The organism is Arthrobacter sp. ZGTC212 (assembly GCF_002929255.1).
Classification (GTDB): domain Bacteria; phylum Actinomycetota; class Actinomycetes; order Actinomycetales; family Micrococcaceae; genus Arthrobacter_B; species Arthrobacter_B sunyaminii.
This window is the reverse complement of the sequence record NZ_PJIJ01000003.1, coordinates 545,114-561,510: the sequence shown is the minus strand read 5'-3', so window position 1 is coordinate 561,510 and position 16,397 is coordinate 545,114. Positions and strand designations below refer to the sequence as shown.

The following is a 16,397-nucleotide window of genomic DNA, read 5'->3' as shown; positions in this document are numbered from 1 at the left end:
GGCGCGCCGGCATCAGCTGCCGATCCCGATGGCGGGACCAAACAGGGCAAAACCCACAAACCCGGTGATGTCCACCAGGGCATGGGCGATCACCAGCGGCATCACGCGGCGGGTCTTGACATACGCGTAGCCGAAGATCAGCCCCATCAAAAAGTTTCCAATGCCCGGCCCAATCCCCTGGTACAGGTGATAGCTGGCACGGATCAGGGCGCTGGTCAGGATGATCGCCGGCGTCCCCCAGCCCAGCTGCCGCAGCCGCAGGAACAGGTATCCCACCACAATGACTTCCTCGAGCACTGCGTGCCGCACGGCCGAGAGGATCAGCACGGGCAGTGTCCACCAGTACGTGTCCAGTGCGGCGGGCACCAGCGCGGTGGTGATGCCCAGCGCCCGGCCGGCCGCGTACACGCCCAGGGTCCCCACACAGATCACCGCAGCCAGGCCCGCGCCCAGTCCGAAATCGCGCAGCGGTTTCTCGAAGGTGAACCCGATGCGCCGGAACGCCGATTTGCCGGGTTCGGTAAGCAAAAACAGCACCAGGGCCACGGGCAGCAGCGAGAAGAAAATCCCCAGCAGCTGATAGGTCAGGTCAAACCAGGGGTTCTCGTCCAGGACCGGGTTCAGCGTGGTCGTCTGCCCGGCCAGCGGTCCCTCGGTTGCCTTTTCCAGGAGTTCGACAACGGCGTAAACCCCCGAGCGGCCCAGGGACAGTCCCAGCACAATCAGGATTTCGAAGACGAGCATCTTCCGTGCCCGCGGATCAAGCGACTCGGCGGGGACGGAGGGGAAGGCAGCACGCATGCCTTCCATTGTGCAGGATGTGCAAGGAACCACACGGTTCCCGACCGCGGATCGGCTACCGGGCAGGCAACCCCAACTGTTGTCCAGCCCGCCACACGGCACCGGTCAGCGGCATGCCGGGCCGGTAGGCCAGATGCGCAGCCGAGGGAGCGTTGAGCAGCTGCAGGTCCGCACGGTGCCCGACGGTGAGCGACCCCACCGCCCGCTGCCCGTCCCGATCCTCCCCGGTGTGCACGCGCAGGGCCAGCGCGCCGCCGAACGTCGCAGCCCGCAGTGCTTCCTGAACCGTGAGGCCCATCTGCAGCACCGCCGTCGCCACACAGAAGTTCATGGAACTGGTGTAGGACGTGCCGGGGTTGCAGTTGGACGCCAGCGCCACCTGGACTCCGGCATCGAGCAGTTTCCGGGCCGGAGCCAGCGGCGCCCGGGTGGACAGGTCGCAGGCGGGCAGGCAGGTGGCCACGGTTCCTGCCACCCGGGCGCCGGCTGCATCCGTTCCGTCCGCGTTCCATTCCTTCCAGGTGCCGGCGAGGGCGTCGATGTCGTCGTCGGTCAGGTGGTTCACGTGGTCCACGCTGGCCGCGCCAAACTCCACGGCCAGGCGCACACCGGCGCCGTGGCCCAGCTGGTTGCCGTGCACCCGCAGCCCCAGGCCGGCGTCGCGGCAGGCTTTCAGCACCCGCCGCGACTGGTCCTCCGTGAAGGCGCCCTCTTCGCAAAAGACGTCGGCCCACTGCACATACGGCAGCACCGCTTCGAGCATCTCGGTGCACACCAGATCCGTGTATTCGTCCGCGTCGGAGCCGGCCGGCACCAGATGTGCACCAAGGTAGGTCACCTGGTTCGCCACGGTGGAGGCAATGCGGGCGTGCCGCCGCTCTTCCTCCACGTTCAGCCCGTACCCGGTTTTGGTCTCAAGATAGGTGGTGCCGCCGGCCGCCGCCTCGGCAACGCGTGCCAGCAGCAGCCGGGTCAGGTCATAATCCGAGGCAGCCCGGGTGGCGTCGGTGGTGACAGCTATGCCGCCGGCAGCGTAGGACTCCCCCGACATCCGGGCTTCGAACTCCGCGCCGCGGTCCCCGGCAAAGACCAGATGGGTATGCGAATCCACCCAGCCCGGCAGTCCCGCCCGCCCGCCGGCGTTGACCATCTCATCAGCGGCAGGCGCGTCGGACGCCGCACCGATCCAGCTGATCCGTTCGCCCTCAAACACCACAGCCGCATCCTGCAGCACTGATCCGGTGCCGCGGGTTTCATCTTGGGTGGAAAGCTCGCCAATGTTGGTGATCAATGTGGATGCCGGGGCACTGCGTGCGGTTGAGGCGCTCATGGGTCTTCCGTCGTGGTGGCTGGCATGGTGGAGGCGGACATGGTGGTGGTGGCTGGCAGCGGCGGGGTTTTCCGGTCCACGGCGACGACGGCGGCCGACAGCAGGGCCGCCGGATCGCCCAGTACGGCATGCCGGCCGTGACGGGCCAGGATGCGTCCGCCGACGACCACGGTGTGCACATCCGACGCTGTGGCGGAAAGAGCCAGCTGCCCGGGGCGCGAGCCGGCCGTCCGGACGGTTTCGGGATCCACTGACATTAGATCGCAGCTGTTCCCCGGGGCCAACCCGGGAGCCGGCCGCCCCTGGGCGTCCGTTCCGGCAGCCGATGCCGCCGCATGCAGGTCCGCCGGGCTAAACCGGCCGCGTTCCCCGGAGCGGAGGCGTTCGCCGTATTCCAGCGCGCGCATCTCCAGCCAGGGATCGACGACGGCGTGCTGGTCAGTGCCCAGCGCTATCCGGGCGCCGGCGGCCCGCAGTTGTGCGGCCGGGCCGATGCCGTCAGCCAGATCCGCCTCCGTGGTGGGGCACATCACCACAGTTGCGCCGGCGGCTCCCAGAACGCCGATGTCTTCTTCACTCAGGTGGGTGGCGTGAACCGCTGAGAGCCGCCGGGTCACCAGGCCGTGCTTGGCCAGCAGCAGGGCCGGCGTGAGTCCGGTCGCTTCCCGGCAGGCCGCATTCTCGGCGGGCTGTTCGGAGAGATGGATGTGCAGCGGCAGGTCTGCGGGGAGTTTCCGGGCGATCAGCTCCAGCTCCTCCTCCGGCACCCCGCGCACAGAGTGCAGGGCCGCTCCCACGCTGACCTGCGCCGGATCGAACTCCTCGGCAAACGCAGCGCGCAGGGAGGCCAGCCGCTGCAGCCAGGCGGCGCCGTCGCGGTCCCCGAAGCGGAGCTGTCCCTGCGTGAGCGGGGCACCAAATCCGCCGGCCAGGTAGCAGGTGTCCAGCAGCGTCAGACGGATGCCGGCGGCAACGGCGGCCCGCGCCAGCGCCCGTTCCATGGCGTGTTCCTGCGGATAGGCGCTGCCGTCCGGCTGATGGTGGACGTAGTGGAACTCGGCCACGGAGGTCCATCCGGTGACCACCATTTCCGCGAACACCGCGGTGGCAAGCTGCTCGTACAGTTCCGGAGTCAGGGCGGCGGCTACTTCGTACATCTGCTCGCGCCAGGTCCAGAAGCTGCCGGTGCCGGCGGCGTGGGTGCGTCCGCGCAGGATCCGGTGGAAGGCATGGGAGTGCGCGTTGGATGCCGCCGGGAACGTCACGCCGGGCAGCCGGCAGTCACCTTCCCGTGCCGGCACGCCGGTTTCGGTTCCCCTCACCGTGCCCGCGGGATCAATCTCCACCCGGACACCGGCGGCAACCGCGCCGTTCACCCAGGCTTGCTCGCACCAAAAGGACTCCTGCCGCTCCGGGATGCTCACAGCAGGTCCTGCAGGGCATCGGCGAGCGCGGCAACGCCGAGCTCGGCGTCGGCATCCTCCACATACTCCTCCGGCGAGTGGCTGATCCCCGAGGGATTGCGGACAAACAGCATGCCGGTGGGCACCAGGGCCGCCAGCACTCCGGCGTCGTGCCCGGCGCCGGTCGCCAGGACGGGGGCGCCGGGCACGGTTCGAGCCACTGATTGTTCGAGTGAGCGCTGAAGGGCGGCGTCAAAATGGACGGTGCCGGAATAGGATTCCTCGGTCAGGCGGACTGTGCAGCCCTCCATCGCGGCGATCTTCTGGGCCTGGCCGTGGATCTTCTCCACCAGGGCAGCGGTAACGGCGTCCTCGGGGTGGCGGACATCCAGCCAGAGGTCCACCCGGGAGGCGATGACGTTGGCGCCGCCTGGAACCGGTTCCAGCCGGCCGACCGTGGCGCGGGCCCCCTGCCGGGCTGCTGCGGTTTGCCGCACGGCCACGATCAGCTGGGCTGCTGCGACCATGGGATCGGCGCGGTCCGCCATCAGGGTGGTTCCGGCGTGGTTTCCCTGCCCGGCGATGGTGAGCCGCCACCGGCCGTGGCCCAGCACGGATCCGCCCACGGCCACGGCCGGACCGCGCCCGGCCGCATCCATGAACTCCTCAGTGTTCAGGCCGCGCCCCTGCTCCACATGCAGTTCCACAAAGTCGCCGATGCGGCTCAGCACCGCCTCATCGCGTCCCATCAGCTCCGGGTCCAGTCCGTTGGCGCGGGCGACGTCGGCAAAGGTGTTGCCGTCCGCGTCCCGCAGGGACAGAGCTTTAGCCGGGTCGATCGCTCCGGTCAGCAGCCGGGAGCCGAGGCAGGCGACGCCGAAGCGGGATCCTTCCTCCTCCGGGAACACCGCGACGGCGAGGGCCCGGTTGCGGACGAGGCTGCCTTCCTTTTCGCGCGCCTGCAGGAGATCCACTGCCGCCAGGGCACCGGCCACGCCAAGGGGTCCGTCGAAGGCACCGCCCCCTGGCACGGAATCCAGGTGGGAGCCGGTGACCAGCGCGCCGCGGCGTTCCGGTACGCCGGACGTCCCGTCGATCCCCCCTGCAGAATCCCCCGGCAGGTCCCACCAGGCCCACAGAATGCCGTTGGCATCCGTTTCCACGGCCAGCCCGCGCCGAAGCGCTTCGGCGGTGAACCATTCGCGCAGGTCTCTTTCCGCGGCGGAGTACACCGGGCGGGAGTATCCGCCGCGGCGCTCATCGCGTCCGGTGTCCTCAATGGCGGTCATCAGAGCTTTAAGGGGCGAAGCAACGGGCGAAGCAGGTGACAGGTCCATGGATCTACTCTGCCATCGGGATACGGACACCGCGCTCGGCGGCGACGTCGGAGGCGCGCTCATATCCGGCGTCGACGTGGCGGATGACGCCGGTGCCCGGATCATTGGTCAGGAGCCGCTCCAGCTTTCGGGCGGCCAGCTCGGTTCCGTCGGCCACCGACACCTGGCCGGCATGGATGGAGCGGCCGATGCCCACGCCGCCGCCGTGGTGGATGGAAACCCAGGTGGCACCTGAGGCGGTGTTCAGCATCGCGTTGAGCAGGGGCCAGTCCGCGACGGCGTCGGAGCCGTCGGCCATGGCTTCGGTCTCCCGGTACGGTGAGGCCACCGAGCCGGAATCCAGATGGTCGCGGCCAATGACAATCGGTGCGCTGACCCTGCCCTCCGCGACGAGCGAGTTGAACAGCAGCCCGGCCTTGGCCCGGTCGCCGTAGCCCAGCCAGCAGATGCGGGCCGGCAGGCCTTCAAACTCAACATGCTCCGCCGCGGCGTCGAGCCAGCGGTGCAGGCGCATGTTCTCCGGAAAGAGGTCCTTCATGGCCGCATCCGTGACCGCAATGTCCTTCGGATCGCCGGAAAGCGCCACCCAGCGGAAGGGGCCCATGCCTTCACAGAAAAGCGGCCGGATGTAGGCGGGAACAAACCCCGGGAACTCGAACGCCCGCTCGTAGCCGCCCTGGCGTGCTTCGTCGCGGATGGAGTTGCCGTAGTCAAAGACCTCGGCCCCGGCGTCCTGGAAGCCCACCATGGCCGCCACCTGGCGGGCCATGGATTCGCGGGCCTTCTTCGTGAAACCTTCGGGGTCGGCGGTGGACTCGGCGGCCCAGCGCTCCAGAGGAATGCCGGCCGGCAGGTAACTCAGCGGGTCGTGGGCTGAGGTCTGGTCCGTGACAATGTCCACGCTGATGTCCCCGGCGAGCTGGCGGCGCAGCAGTTCCTCGAAGACCTCGGCGGCGTTGCCCACCAGTCCCACCGACAGCGCCCGCTTCTCGGCCTTGGCGGCCATGACCTTGGCGACGGCGCTGTCCAGGTCCGTTTCGACCTCCTGCAGGTAGCGTTTGCCCTCGCGGCGGCGCAGGCGGGATTCGTCGACGTCGACAATCAGCACCGCGCCCCCGTTCAGCGTCACGGCCAGCGGCTGCGCACCGCCCATGCCGCCGCAGCCGCCGGTGAGGGTCAGCGTGCCGGCGAGGGTGGCGTTTTCATCGTGAAAGAGCGTCCGGGCAACGGCGCCGAAGGTCTCGTAGGTGCCCTGGAGGATGCCCTGTGTGCCGATGTAGATCCAGGATCCGGCCGTCATCTGGCCGTACATCATCAGTCCTTCGGCCTCCAGCCGGCGGAACTCGGGCCAGGTGGCCCAGTCCCCCACCAGATTTGAGTTGGCCAGCAACACCCGCGGCGCCCACTCGTGGGTCCGGAAGACGCCCACGGGTTTGCCGGACTGGACCAGCAGGGTCTCGTCGTCGGCCAGCGTGGACAGGGTGCGGACGATCGCGTCGTACGCCTCCCAGCTGCGCGCAGCCCGGCCGGTTCCGCCATAGACGACCAGATCCTCCGGCCGCTCGGCAACTTCCGGGTCCAGGTTGTTCATGAGCATCCGAAGGGGCGCTTCCGTTTGCCAGCTCTTAGCTGTCAGGGAAGTGCCGCGGGGGGACCGGATGCTGCGGGAAGGATCGGAAATGGTAGCCATGACCAGACGGTAGCTGAGGGTTCCGGTCCGCCCGCAGAGGATTTTCGGGGCGTCTGGGATCCCAGACAACAGGTGATCAGAAAGGCTGCAGCGGCGCCGGAGGCTGGGACGTCTGGGCGCCCAGCCGGCGGGAGATTTCGGCGGCACACCGGGAGACACCGGTCAGCTGATCGGCCGCAAAGGCAGGGATCCCCTGCAGGGCGGCGGGACCCGCTGAATCGGCTGACAACCGGTTTGGCGCTGTGAGCGTGACGCTGGCAACCGCTCGGCCGGAGCGGTCCAGGACGGGCACGGCGATTGAGGAAAAGCCTTCCGTTACTTCGTTTTCCTCCCAGGCATAACCGCGTTCGCGCACCTGCGCCAGGAGGCCGGTCAGGGCGGCACCTCCGATGCGGCCGGAGCGCAGAGTCTCTGAATCCGGGTAGAGTGCCCGCAGTTGCGCGTCCGTCATTTGGGCCAGCATGGCCCGCCCGCTGGCGGTGCGGTGGGCCGGAAGCCTGATGCCGGCGTCGGTCACCAGGGGCAGCTGCTTCGGTGCCCGTTCCTCAATCACGTAAATCACGTCGGTGCCCTGCAGGACTGCCAGGTGCGCGGTCAGGCATGCCTGGGTTACCAGCTTTCGCAGCGGAAACCGGCCAATGCGCTGCAGCGGTGCCTGCCGCGCGTAGCCGGTGCCGAGCTCATGGGCTGTCGCACCGAGGGCGTATTTGCGCTCCTCCGGCAAATGGACGGCAAACCCGTCGGCAACCAGGGCGGCAAGCAGGTGGTAGGTGGTGGACCGCGGCAGGGAGAGGTCCCGGGAAACGGCGGTGGCGCTGACGGGGCCGGCCTGCGTTCCCAAATACCGCAGGATCGACAGGACTTGTGCAGCAGCGGGAACCTGAACCCGGAAATAGCTCTCTGGCATGTGCAGAGTCTAGTGCAGTGTCTGGAATCCCAGACAGGGAATCGGCGTCCCGCTAGGACCCCTGCCGTTCCCATGCTCAGATAAGGAGATGGAAACCCTGCAGAACCCCCGTACAACCGTCGAGCTGGGAACCGGCGCCCTGGCGGCGGAGGACATCGTTGCCGTAGCCCGGCACGGCGCAGCCGTCACGCTGGCGGCCGAGGCATTCACCGCTATGACAGCCTCACGCACGGTCATCGAGGAACTCGCTGCCGACGATAAGCCCCACTACGGGGTTTCGACCGGCTTCGGGGCCCTCGCGGTGAAGCAGATCGTCCCCGAACAGCGCCGGCAACTGCAGCGTTCACTGATCCGCAGCCATGCGGCGTCGTCGGGTGCGGAAGTGGACACGGAGGTGGTGAGGGCGCTGATGCTGAACCGGCTGTCCACCCTCGCCACCGGCCGCACCGGCGTCCGCCCCAAGGTGGCCCTCGCGTATGCAGGGCTGCTCAATGCCGGCATTACTCCGGTGGTGGGCGAGTACGGTTCACTGGGCTGCTCAGGGGACCTGGCTCCCCTCTCCCACTGTGCGCTGGCCCTGATGGGCGAAGGCGAGGTCCGGACCGCTGACGGCGAGCGGGTGCCGGCCGCAGCGGCCCTGTCGGCAGCCGGGCTGGAACCGCTGGAGCTGCAGGAGAAGGAGGGCCTGGCCCTGATCAACGGCACCGACGGCATGCTGGGTATGCTCACGCTGGCCATCGCTGACCTGCACCTGCTGCTGTCCACCGCGGACCTGGCAGCAGCTATGAGCGTTGAAGGGCTGCTGGGCAGCGACGCGGTGTTTGCCGCGGATCTGCAGGCACTGCGGCCGCAGCCCGGACAGGCGGAATCCGCCGCGAACATCCGGGCCGTTCTGGCCGGATCGGCTCTGATCGAGGAACAAAAAACCGGCGGCTTCACCCGCGTGCAGGACGCCTACTCACTGCGCTGCGTTCCCTCCGTCCACGGCGCTGCCCGGTCCACCCTGCAGCATGCCGAGAATGTTGCAGAATGTGAGCGAGCCTCGGCCATCGACAATCCGGTGGTGACCCTCGACGGGCGGCTGGAATCCAACGGCAATTTCCACGGTGCACCTGTGGGCTACGTGCTGGACTTCCTCGGCGTCGCCGTCGCCGACATTGCCTCCATGAGCGAACGGCGCACCGACCGTTTCCTGGACCGCTCCCGCAGCCACGGCCTCAACGCGTTCCTCGCCTTTGACCCGGGAGTCGATTCCGGGCACATGATTGCCCAGTACACGCAGGCCGGGATCGTTTCCGAGCTGAAGCGGCTGGCCGTTCCGGCGTCGGTGGATTCCATTCCCTCATCGGCAATGCAGGAAGACCATGTCTCCATGGGCTGGGCGGCGGGACTGAAACTGCGCCGCGCAATTGACGGACTGACGCGGGTCCTGGCCATCGAGGTGCTGACCGCAGCACGGGCACTGGACATGCGCGACGGCGGTGTTTCCACCTCCCGCAGTGCGCCGGCGGTTACCGCGGTGCGGGCGGCCCTGCGTGAAGTGGTGCCGGGGCCGGGTCCGGACCGGTACCTGGCGCCGGAGATCGAAGCCTGCAGGGTGGCCGTTGCGGACGGTTCCCTGCTCGCTGCTGCTGACTCCGTGCTGGACACGCCGTTACTCTAAGCCCATGACACCTACGGATACTCCCGTCCCTGCCCGGCGGCTCACGGCCCGGATCACCGGAGAGGTCCAGGCGGTGGGGTTCCGCTACCGGACCCTGCAGCAGGCAATCCGCCTCGGACTCACCGGCCTTGCCGCCAACCGCAGCGACGGATCAGTCCTGGTGGTCGCAGAGGGAGCCGGCCCGGCCTTGGAGGAGCTGTTGCAGTGGCTGAATTCTCCGGCTGCTCCCGGAACAGTGAGCGCTGTGCAGGACTCCTGGTCCGAAGCGACGGGCGAATTCAGGACCTTCGGAACTGAGTGACCGCCATGGCGGGGTGGACAGCAGTTTGGACAAAGAAAAGCGCCGGCAGACCTTGGGTTGGTTGGGGGGAACAACCCTGGTCTGCCGGCGCCGGATAGGTCACTACTCTATCCATTCATCACTCGCACCCTTATGAGGTACTAACTACGTTAACCCCTCTGACTGGGCACGAACTGGAGGAAAGCTGGCAACTCCCTGAACGTCGGAAGATCCGCAATTGCGCAGGTCAGGAGGCTTTTTGCCGTGTCAGTGCCTCATGCACTTTTCGTACTGCCTGGGGAACGGGATTGCTGGACGCCAGCACCAGTGCAGGCCGCTGGCCCATGGCCGGTGAGGCACAGGCAGGGGATGCTGCGTTGGCGGAGACTCCCGGAGCGGTCTTCTTCTTCGGCTGCACGGCACCGGATCGCGGCTGCTGCTTCTTGGCTGCCCCGTTGCCCGAACCCTTGACGGAACCCTTGACGGCACCCTTGGCCGGAGTCTTAGCAGGAGTCCTGGACCCTGCCGGTGTCTTGCCGGGCACCTTGCCGGCAGTGTTCTTTACTGCGCTTGGCTTGGCCGCGGTTTTAGCGGAAGGCTTCTTGGCTGCGGCAGGCTTCGCCGCAGGTGTCTTGACCGCTGACTTCGCGGCGGAAGGCTTCTTGGCTGCGGCAGGCTTTGCCACAGGCGCGGCGGCAGCAGTCTTCGCGGCAGGTGCCTGATCCTTCTTGGTCGGACGATCCGTCCGGTTTGCTTCAGCCGGAGCGGCAGTCAAAGCAACCGCTGCTGCGTTCGCAGCCGCACGCGCCGCGGCCACGGCTTCGATCATCGACACAGCCGGCCCAACGGTGCGGGCGGCGGGATCATAGGCCCGGCCGGTCGGAGGCGCCGGACGCAGTGCGGCGAGGAGCTCGTCCGCTGCGGAGCGGGTGGTGTCAATGAAGGCCAGTGCGGCGGTATCCTCGGGCGCGGTTTCGCTGCGCCGAATGGCCGAGTTTTTAACGGCCCGGTAGATGGCAGCGATCACTATAATCAGGGCTGCACCCGTTGCGTACATGAGGATCAGCGAAAAGGCCAGAGATGTTGTTCCGCCGGAAAAGAATCCAAACCCCGTTACGGCCAAAATCAGCCAGGCTCCGGAGATAACGGTCACTATTGTTCGGATTTTGACATAGAGCGAACTCTGCTGCGCGCCAACCAGCTGTGGCGGCAAAATATCTGACACTGGGACAGACCTTTCAAGCAAAAAGGTGGATCTAAAAAGAAGAGAAAGCCAACTTGGCTTTATCCTTCAACTGTAGGCACCCGGGCACGCGAATATGACCATACACACTCACTTGCACCGATTCGTTACGCAGCAGTGATGAGACTTTGGTCACAGTCCGGCGCGGGTGGGACTCAGTGCCTCGATGACGGCCTTTTTCGGCTGTTCCCCCTGCAGCATTGCGGCCGCGATTTCCGCCATTCCGGATGAGGTTTGAAAGCCGTAACCACCCTGTCCGGCCAGCCAAAAGAACCCGGGAACAACGTCGTCGTACCCCACCACGGGAAGCCCGTCAGCCGCCTGGGTGCGCAGCCCGGTCCAGGACCTCACAACCCCCGTGATTCCCAGGGTCGTCACGGAATTAACAAGGTCAACCAGCGCGGCAACGTCCTCGGCGTGCGGGCGGGCGTCCATGGGCTCGCTGGGAACACTCTCCGAGGGAGACACCAGAACCCGCTTTCCGTCCGCGCGGTAGTAAAAGGTCTCATCCGCGTCGGCCACCATGGGTGCATCCGCAGGCAGGGGGTGCTCGACGTCGACGATGGCGGCCGTGCGGCGGTACGGCTGCAGGCCGCGCTTCCGGACTGAGTAAAGGGCGGCCAGCTCATCAGCCCAGGCCCCGGCGGCGTTGACCACCACGCGGGAAGTGATGCGCTGTTCCCCCGCCTCCGTGACCCAGCGGCCGGATTGCTCTCCTCCGGCCTCATAGCGCGCACTCCGGACCGGGGACCCTGTCAGGATGCGTCCGCCCCGGTCTAGGATCCGCCGGCGGTGGTATTCCATCAGCGCGTCGGTGTCACACCCCACGGACGTGGTGTCCAGCCCTGCCGCGGGAAAGTGCTCTGGCTTCAGTTCAGGAGCCAGCGCCATCATCTGCGCCGGCGTAACGGGATGCATGTGGCCGCTGGCGCGGTCCCGTACGGTTTCCTCGCTGCCGACCAGCAGGAAACTGCGTGCCGTGAGGACAGGCTTCGGCAAATGGACCTCAAGCGCCCGGATGAGGGCCAGGGTTCGTACGGTCAGTTCCTGGATGACTGCGGGCCCGTAGCTGGGTATGAGCTGGCGGGCGGAGCGGGAGGAGGTGTGGAACCCCAGTGTCGGTTCGGCTTCCACCACCAGCACGCCGGTTCGCCCTGCCAGTGCCGAGGCCAGGGACAGCCCGGCTATTCCGCCGCCGACCACCAAAATGTCACAGTCCACCGAGTCTCCCCTGTTCTTCATTGCTTTTCCGGCTGCCTTCAAACCCAGTCCCGCTCATCGGTCAGAATTTCCATCAGGGTTTCCGACCCCATGAGATACATTCCCGGATGATCGTCGGAATTGGCCAGCAGGTTTGAGGCCATGCACACCGCCCAGCCCTGCGCCCTGCCCCAAACGTGCGGATCGGCGTCGTACCGGCTGCCCAGTGCGGCACGGAAGACGCTGCGCCCGTGTTGGTCAAAGACCAGCCAGGCGGCCGCGAGGTCTGTGGCAGGGTCTCCGGCCGTCAGATCTCCAAAATCGATGACGGCCTGCAGCCCGCCGTCCGGAGCGCCCACGAGGTTGGCCGGATGCAGGTCACCGTGCAGCCAGAGGTTCGGACCGGGCCAGCCCGGCAGCGTGAGGCTGGCCTCCCACAGCTCCCGGACCCGGGCGGCGTGGGGAACCATGCCGCTGGCGAGGCGGCCCAGAACCGCGTTGTTGCGGGTGGCCAGCGGCACGCCCCGGACCGGGTTCCGGGGGTAATCCGGCGGGGCAGGCCGGTGGAAGGCGTTGAGGAAACCGGCCAGCGGAGCAGCCAGTGCAACGTTGCGGTCCCGGGGCTGCAGCGAAACCTCGGCGCCTTCAAACCAGCGCGTGATGTTCCAGGGAAAGGGAAATGCCTCGGAAGGGCGGCCGGCAAAGACAGGGGCTGATGTTGCCACGGGAAGATCAGCGGTGAGACTCGGGAGCCACTGCTGCTCGTTGGCCGTCAGCTGCACAGCTGCCTCACGCCGGGGAAGCCTCACAGCGTGGTCTGGGCCGAGCCGGAAGATGTGGTTGTCCCAGCCGTTGGCGACCAGCTGCAGCGGCTGCTCCGCCGCCGCGGGGTGCTGCTGCCGGAGGAGCTGACGCACGAGGTCCGCATCTGCGTGGATCTCTGCTGCGGGATGATCGGCCATGCCAGAACCCTACAGTCAGCACCGGGCGGGCGTCTCCCTGTTTCGCGGCCGGGTCATAAACGCTGCCCTGGTCGGCGCCGATGGCGTGTTAAACACTGCCGGCCCCGGGGTGTCCCGGGGCCGGCAGTGTTTATGCGGTGTTTATCGTTTATGCGGTGTTTATGGTTTATGCGGTGTTTACTCGGTGGTCCGAGTTAGCCCTGAACGCCGAGGCGTTCCAGGATCAGCTCACGCACGCGGCCGGCGTCGGCCTGTCCGCGGGTGGCCTTCATGACGCCGCCAACAATCGCACCAACGGCCTGGACCTTGCCGCCGCGGATCTTGTCCGCAACGTCGGGCTGGGCCGCCAGGGCGGCGTCGATGGCTTCAAGCAGGGGGCCGTCGTCGGACACCACGGCCAGGCCGCGCGCCTCAATGACTTCCTCCGGGGTGCCTTCGCCGGCGAGGACGCCGTCGAGCACCTGGCGGGCCAGCTTGTCGTTGATCTTGCCGGCCTGGATCAGGCGGTCCAGTTCAACGATCAGCTCAGGCGACACGCCAACCTCGGTGGGGTCGACTTCGGCTTCCTTGGCCCGGCGGGACACTTCGCCCATCCACCACTTGCGGGCGACCTGTGCGGAGGCACCGGCAGCAATGGTTTCCTCGATGGAGTCCATGACACCGGCGTTGACCACGTCGCGGAACTCAGCGTCCGAGTAACCCCAGTCGGCCTGCAGGCGCTTGCGGCGCTCGGCGGGCGGCTCGGGCAGGCGGGAACGCAGCTCCTCGATCCATTCCGTGGTGGTAACCACGGGAACCAGGTCAGGCTCCGGGAAGTAGCGGTAGTCATCGGCGTCGGACTTGGGCCGGCCCGACGTCGTGGAGCGCGTGTCCTCGTGCCAGTGCCGGGTTTCCTGGACAATCTTGTTGCCGGATTCCAGGACAGCGGCGTGGCGCTGGATCTCGAAGCGGACGGCGCGTTCGACGGCGCGCAGCGAGTTCACGTTCTTGGTTTCCGAGCGCGTGCCGAACTTTTCCTGGCCGTACGGGCGCAGCGAAACGTTGGCGTCGCAGCGGACGTTGCCGCGTTCCATCTTGGCGTCGGAGACACCCAGGTTCTTCACGATCTCGCGGACCGCGGCCACGTAGGCCTTGGCCAGCTCGGGTGCGCGGGAACCGGCACCTTCGATGGGCTTGGTGACAATTTCCACCAGCGGAACACCTGAACGGTTGTAGTCCACCAGGGAGAAGTCGGCGCCCTGGATGCGGCCGGCGGCCCCGCCCATGTGGGTGAGCTTGCCGGCGTCCTCTTCCATGTGTGCGCGTTCGATTTCGACGCGGAACACGGTGCCGTCTTCGAGCTCAATGTCCAGGTAGCCGTCGTACGCAATGGGATCTTCGTACTGGGAGGTCTGGAAGTTCTTCGGGGTGTCCGGGTAGAAGTACTGCTTCCGGGCGAAGGTGCAGGATTCGGCGATCTTGCAGTTCAGCGCCAGGCCGATCAGGATCGAGTACTCCACGGCGGTCTTGTTGACCACCGGCAGCACGCCGGGCATGCCGAGGCACACGGGGGTGACGTTGGTGTTCGGCTCGTCGCCGAAGACGTTGGGCGCATCGGAGAACATCTTGGTGTTGGTGCTGAGCTCCACGTGGACCTCAAAACCGAGCACCGGATCGTACTTCTCCATGGCCTCTTCGAAGGACAGGGTGTCGTCCTGGATGTGCACAGACATTACTTCACTCCTCCGAGTACGGGTGCAGAGGCCAGCAGCGGGCCGCCCCACTTCTTTTCCAGCATGCCCTCAAGCGCTGCGCCGGCGCGGTAGAGGCGGGCATCTTCCCGGACCGGAGCCAGGAACTGGATGCCCACGGGCAGTCCGTCGGCCAGGCCGCCGGGGATGGAGATGCCCGGAACGCCGGCCATGTTGGCCGGAATGGTGGCAACGTCGTTCAGGTACATGGCCAGCGGATCGTCCAGCTTCTCCCCCAGCTTGAACGCCGTGTTGGGCGAGGTCGGGGAAATCAGCACGTCGGCCTGGGTAAACGCGGCGTTGAAGTCGCGCTGGATCAGCGTGCGCACCTTCTGGGCCGAGCCGTAGTAGGCGTCGTAGTACCCGGCGGACAGGGCGTAGGTGCCCAGGATGATGCGGCGCTTGACCTCGTCGCCGAAGCCGGCGGCGCGGGTGGCGCCCATGACGCGCTCAATGGTCATGGGACCGTCGGCGGGCAGGGCACGCAGGCCGTACCGGACGCCGTCGTACTTGGCCAGGTTCGAGGAAGCCTCGGACGGCATGATCAGGTAGTAGGCGCCCAGGGCGTACTTGAAGTTGGGGCAGGAGACCTCGACGATTTCCGCGCCGGCATCCTTGAGCAGTTCCAGGGATTCGGAGAAGCGGGCCAGGACGCCTGCTTCGTAGCCTTCACCCTGCAGCTCCTTGATGACACCGATGCGCATGCCGGCAACATTGCCGTTGCGGGCGGCTTCCACGAGGTTGCCCACGGGGTCCGGCAGCGAGGTGGAGTCGCGGGGATCGTGTCCGCCGATGACTTCCTGCAGCAGGGCGGCGTCCAGGACGGTGCGCGATACCGGGCCGATCTGGTCCAGCGAGGAAGCCATGGCAATGGCGCCGTAGCGCGAAACCCCGCCGTAGGTGGGCTTCACGCCCACGGAACCGGTGACGGCGGCAGGCTGGCGGATGGATCCGCCGGTGTCGGTGCCCAGTGCCAGGGGTGCTTCGAAGGCTGCCACGGCTGCTGCGGAGCCGCCGCCGGAACCGCCGGGAATGCGGTCCAGGTCCCACGGGTTGCGGGTGGGGCCATACGCGGAGTGCTCGGTGGAGGAACCCATGGCGAATTCGTCCAGGTTGGTCTTGCCCAGCATCGGCATGCGTGCGGCACGGATGCGGGTGATCACCGTGGCGTCGTACGGGCTCATCCAGCCCTCGAGCATCTTGGAGCCGGCCGTGGTGGGCTGGCCCTTGGTGACGATGAGGTCCTTGATGGCGATGGGCACGCCGGCGAGGGTGTGCAGGGTTTCGCCGGCGGCGCGGGCCTTGTCGACGTCGGCCGCAACCTGCAGCGCTTCGTCGGTGTTCACATGGAGGAAGGCGTTGACGGCGCCGTCCACCTCGGAGATCCGGTCCAGGTGGGCCTGTGTAACTTCGACGGCGGATACCTCGCCGGCGGCGAGCTTGTCTGCCAGGACGGCAGCGCTCGAAGTAATCAGTTCATTCATGGAAGTCTTTACTCCTCATCCAGGATGGCAGGGACCTTGAAACGGCCGGCCGCATTGTCGGGAGCACCGGAGAGCGCTTCTTCATTGGTCAGCGTCTGCCCTACAACATCCTCGCGGAACACATTGAACAGCGGGATGGGGTGGGAGGTAGCCGGGATGTCCTCACCGGCAACTTCGCTTACGGATTTGATCGAATCAACAATGACATCCAGTTCGCCGGCCATCTTGGCCAGTTCATCCTCGGTCATCTCAATGTGGGCCAGATGCGCCAGGTGCGCCACAGCCTCACGATTGATCTCAGACATGAGTCTCCCATGCGTCTTTTTTCGGATAAAAGGTATCCGTCCCAGTCTACGGCGTTTGGTGC

14 protein-coding genes are annotated in these 16,397 nt (G+C 66.9%); 2 read left to right on the top strand and 12 right to left on the bottom strand.

The window, feature by feature from the left end; translation table 11 throughout:
- Nucleotides 1–12: 12 nt before the first annotated feature.
- The 6 genes from CXQ89_RS14745 to CXQ89_RS14720 form a co-directional block, all read right to left on the bottom strand.
- Nucleotides 13–801, bottom strand: a complete 789-nt coding sequence (locus CXQ89_RS14745; protein WP_104161785.1) for a CPBP family intramembrane glutamic endopeptidase — start codon at nucleotides 799–801, stop codon at nucleotides 13–15.
- Between the two features lie 55 nt (nucleotides 802–856).
- Nucleotides 857–2,131, bottom strand: coding sequence for an amidohydrolase family protein (locus CXQ89_RS14740; RefSeq protein WP_104161784.1), 1,275 nt, complete (start codon nucleotides 2,129–2,131; stop codon nucleotides 857–859).
- On the bottom strand, nucleotides 2,128–3,555 hold the full coding sequence (locus CXQ89_RS14735) for a formimidoylglutamate deiminase (RefSeq protein WP_258060117.1): 1,428 nt from the start codon (nucleotides 3,553–3,555) through the stop codon (nucleotides 2,128–2,130). The genes CXQ89_RS14740 and CXQ89_RS14735 overlap by 4 nt, the downstream gene beginning before the upstream one ends.
- Nucleotides 3,552–4,871, bottom strand: a complete 1,320-nt coding sequence (locus CXQ89_RS14730; protein ID WP_258060116.1) for an allantoate amidohydrolase — start codon at nucleotides 4,869–4,871, stop codon at nucleotides 3,552–3,554. Before CXQ89_RS14730 ends, CXQ89_RS14735 begins: the two co-directional genes overlap by 4 nt.
- Before the next feature lie 4 nt (nucleotides 4,872–4,875).
- Nucleotides 4,876–6,561, bottom strand: a complete 1,686-nt coding sequence (gene hutU, locus CXQ89_RS14725; protein WP_104161782.1) for a urocanate hydratase — start codon at nucleotides 6,559–6,561, stop codon at nucleotides 4,876–4,878.
- Between the two features lie 76 nt (nucleotides 6,562–6,637).
- Nucleotides 6,638–7,468 (bottom strand): IclR family transcriptional regulator, encoded by an 831-nt coding sequence (locus CXQ89_RS14720; RefSeq protein WP_104161781.1) that lies wholly within the window; start codon nucleotides 7,466–7,468, stop codon nucleotides 6,638–6,640.
- An 88-nt stretch (nucleotides 7,469–7,556) separates the two neighbouring features.
- Here CXQ89_RS14720 and hutH point away from each other — a divergent pair, with 88 nt between their 5' ends.
- The gene (hutH, locus tag CXQ89_RS14715) at nucleotides 7,557–9,131 is read left to right on the top strand and encodes a histidine ammonia-lyase (RefSeq protein WP_104161780.1); all 1,575 of its coding nucleotides are present in this window, start codon (nucleotides 7,557–7,559) and stop codon (nucleotides 9,129–9,131) included.
- Between the two features lie 4 nt (nucleotides 9,132–9,135).
- Nucleotides 9,136–9,432, top strand: a complete 297-nt coding sequence (locus CXQ89_RS14710; protein ID WP_104055303.1) for an acylphosphatase — start codon at nucleotides 9,136–9,138, stop codon at nucleotides 9,430–9,432.
- Between the two features lie 226 nt (nucleotides 9,433–9,658).
- Here the strand turns inward: CXQ89_RS14710 and CXQ89_RS18225 are convergent, their stop codons facing one another.
- The 6 genes from CXQ89_RS18225 to gatC all read right to left on the bottom strand — a co-directional run bounded on the left by CXQ89_RS18225 (nucleotide 9,659) and on the right by gatC (nucleotide 16,335).
- Nucleotides 9,659–10,564: a hypothetical protein gene (locus CXQ89_RS18225; RefSeq protein ID WP_146067275.1), complete on the bottom strand. Its 906-nt coding sequence runs from the start codon at nucleotides 10,562–10,564 to the stop codon at nucleotides 9,659–9,661.
- Between the two features lie 222 nt (nucleotides 10,565–10,786).
- Entirely contained in the window at nucleotides 10,787–11,896 is a 1,110-nt protein-coding gene (locus tag CXQ89_RS14700) for an FAD-binding oxidoreductase (RefSeq protein ID WP_104161779.1), read from the bottom strand.
- Between the two features lie 17 nt (nucleotides 11,897–11,913).
- Nucleotides 11,914–12,816, bottom strand: coding sequence for an aminoglycoside phosphotransferase family protein (locus CXQ89_RS14695; RefSeq protein ID WP_104161778.1), 903 nt, complete (start codon nucleotides 12,814–12,816; stop codon nucleotides 11,914–11,916).
- Between the two features lie 194 nt (nucleotides 12,817–13,010).
- Nucleotides 13,011–14,528, bottom strand: a complete 1,518-nt coding sequence (gene gatB / locus CXQ89_RS14690; protein WP_104161777.1) for an Asp-tRNA(Asn)/Glu-tRNA(Gln) amidotransferase subunit GatB — start codon at nucleotides 14,526–14,528, stop codon at nucleotides 13,011–13,013.
- Nucleotides 14,528–16,030: an Asp-tRNA(Asn)/Glu-tRNA(Gln) amidotransferase subunit GatA gene (gene gatA, locus CXQ89_RS14685; RefSeq protein WP_104055299.1), complete on the bottom strand. Its 1,503-nt coding sequence runs from the start codon at nucleotides 16,028–16,030 to the stop codon at nucleotides 14,528–14,530. Before gatA ends, gatB begins: the two co-directional genes overlap by 1 nt.
- 8 nt (nucleotides 16,031–16,038) lie before the next feature.
- Nucleotides 16,039–16,335, bottom strand: coding sequence for an Asp-tRNA(Asn)/Glu-tRNA(Gln) amidotransferase subunit GatC (gatC, locus tag CXQ89_RS14680; protein WP_104055298.1), 297 nt, complete (start codon nucleotides 16,333–16,335; stop codon nucleotides 16,039–16,041).
- Nucleotides 16,336–16,397: the final 62 nt, after the last annotated feature.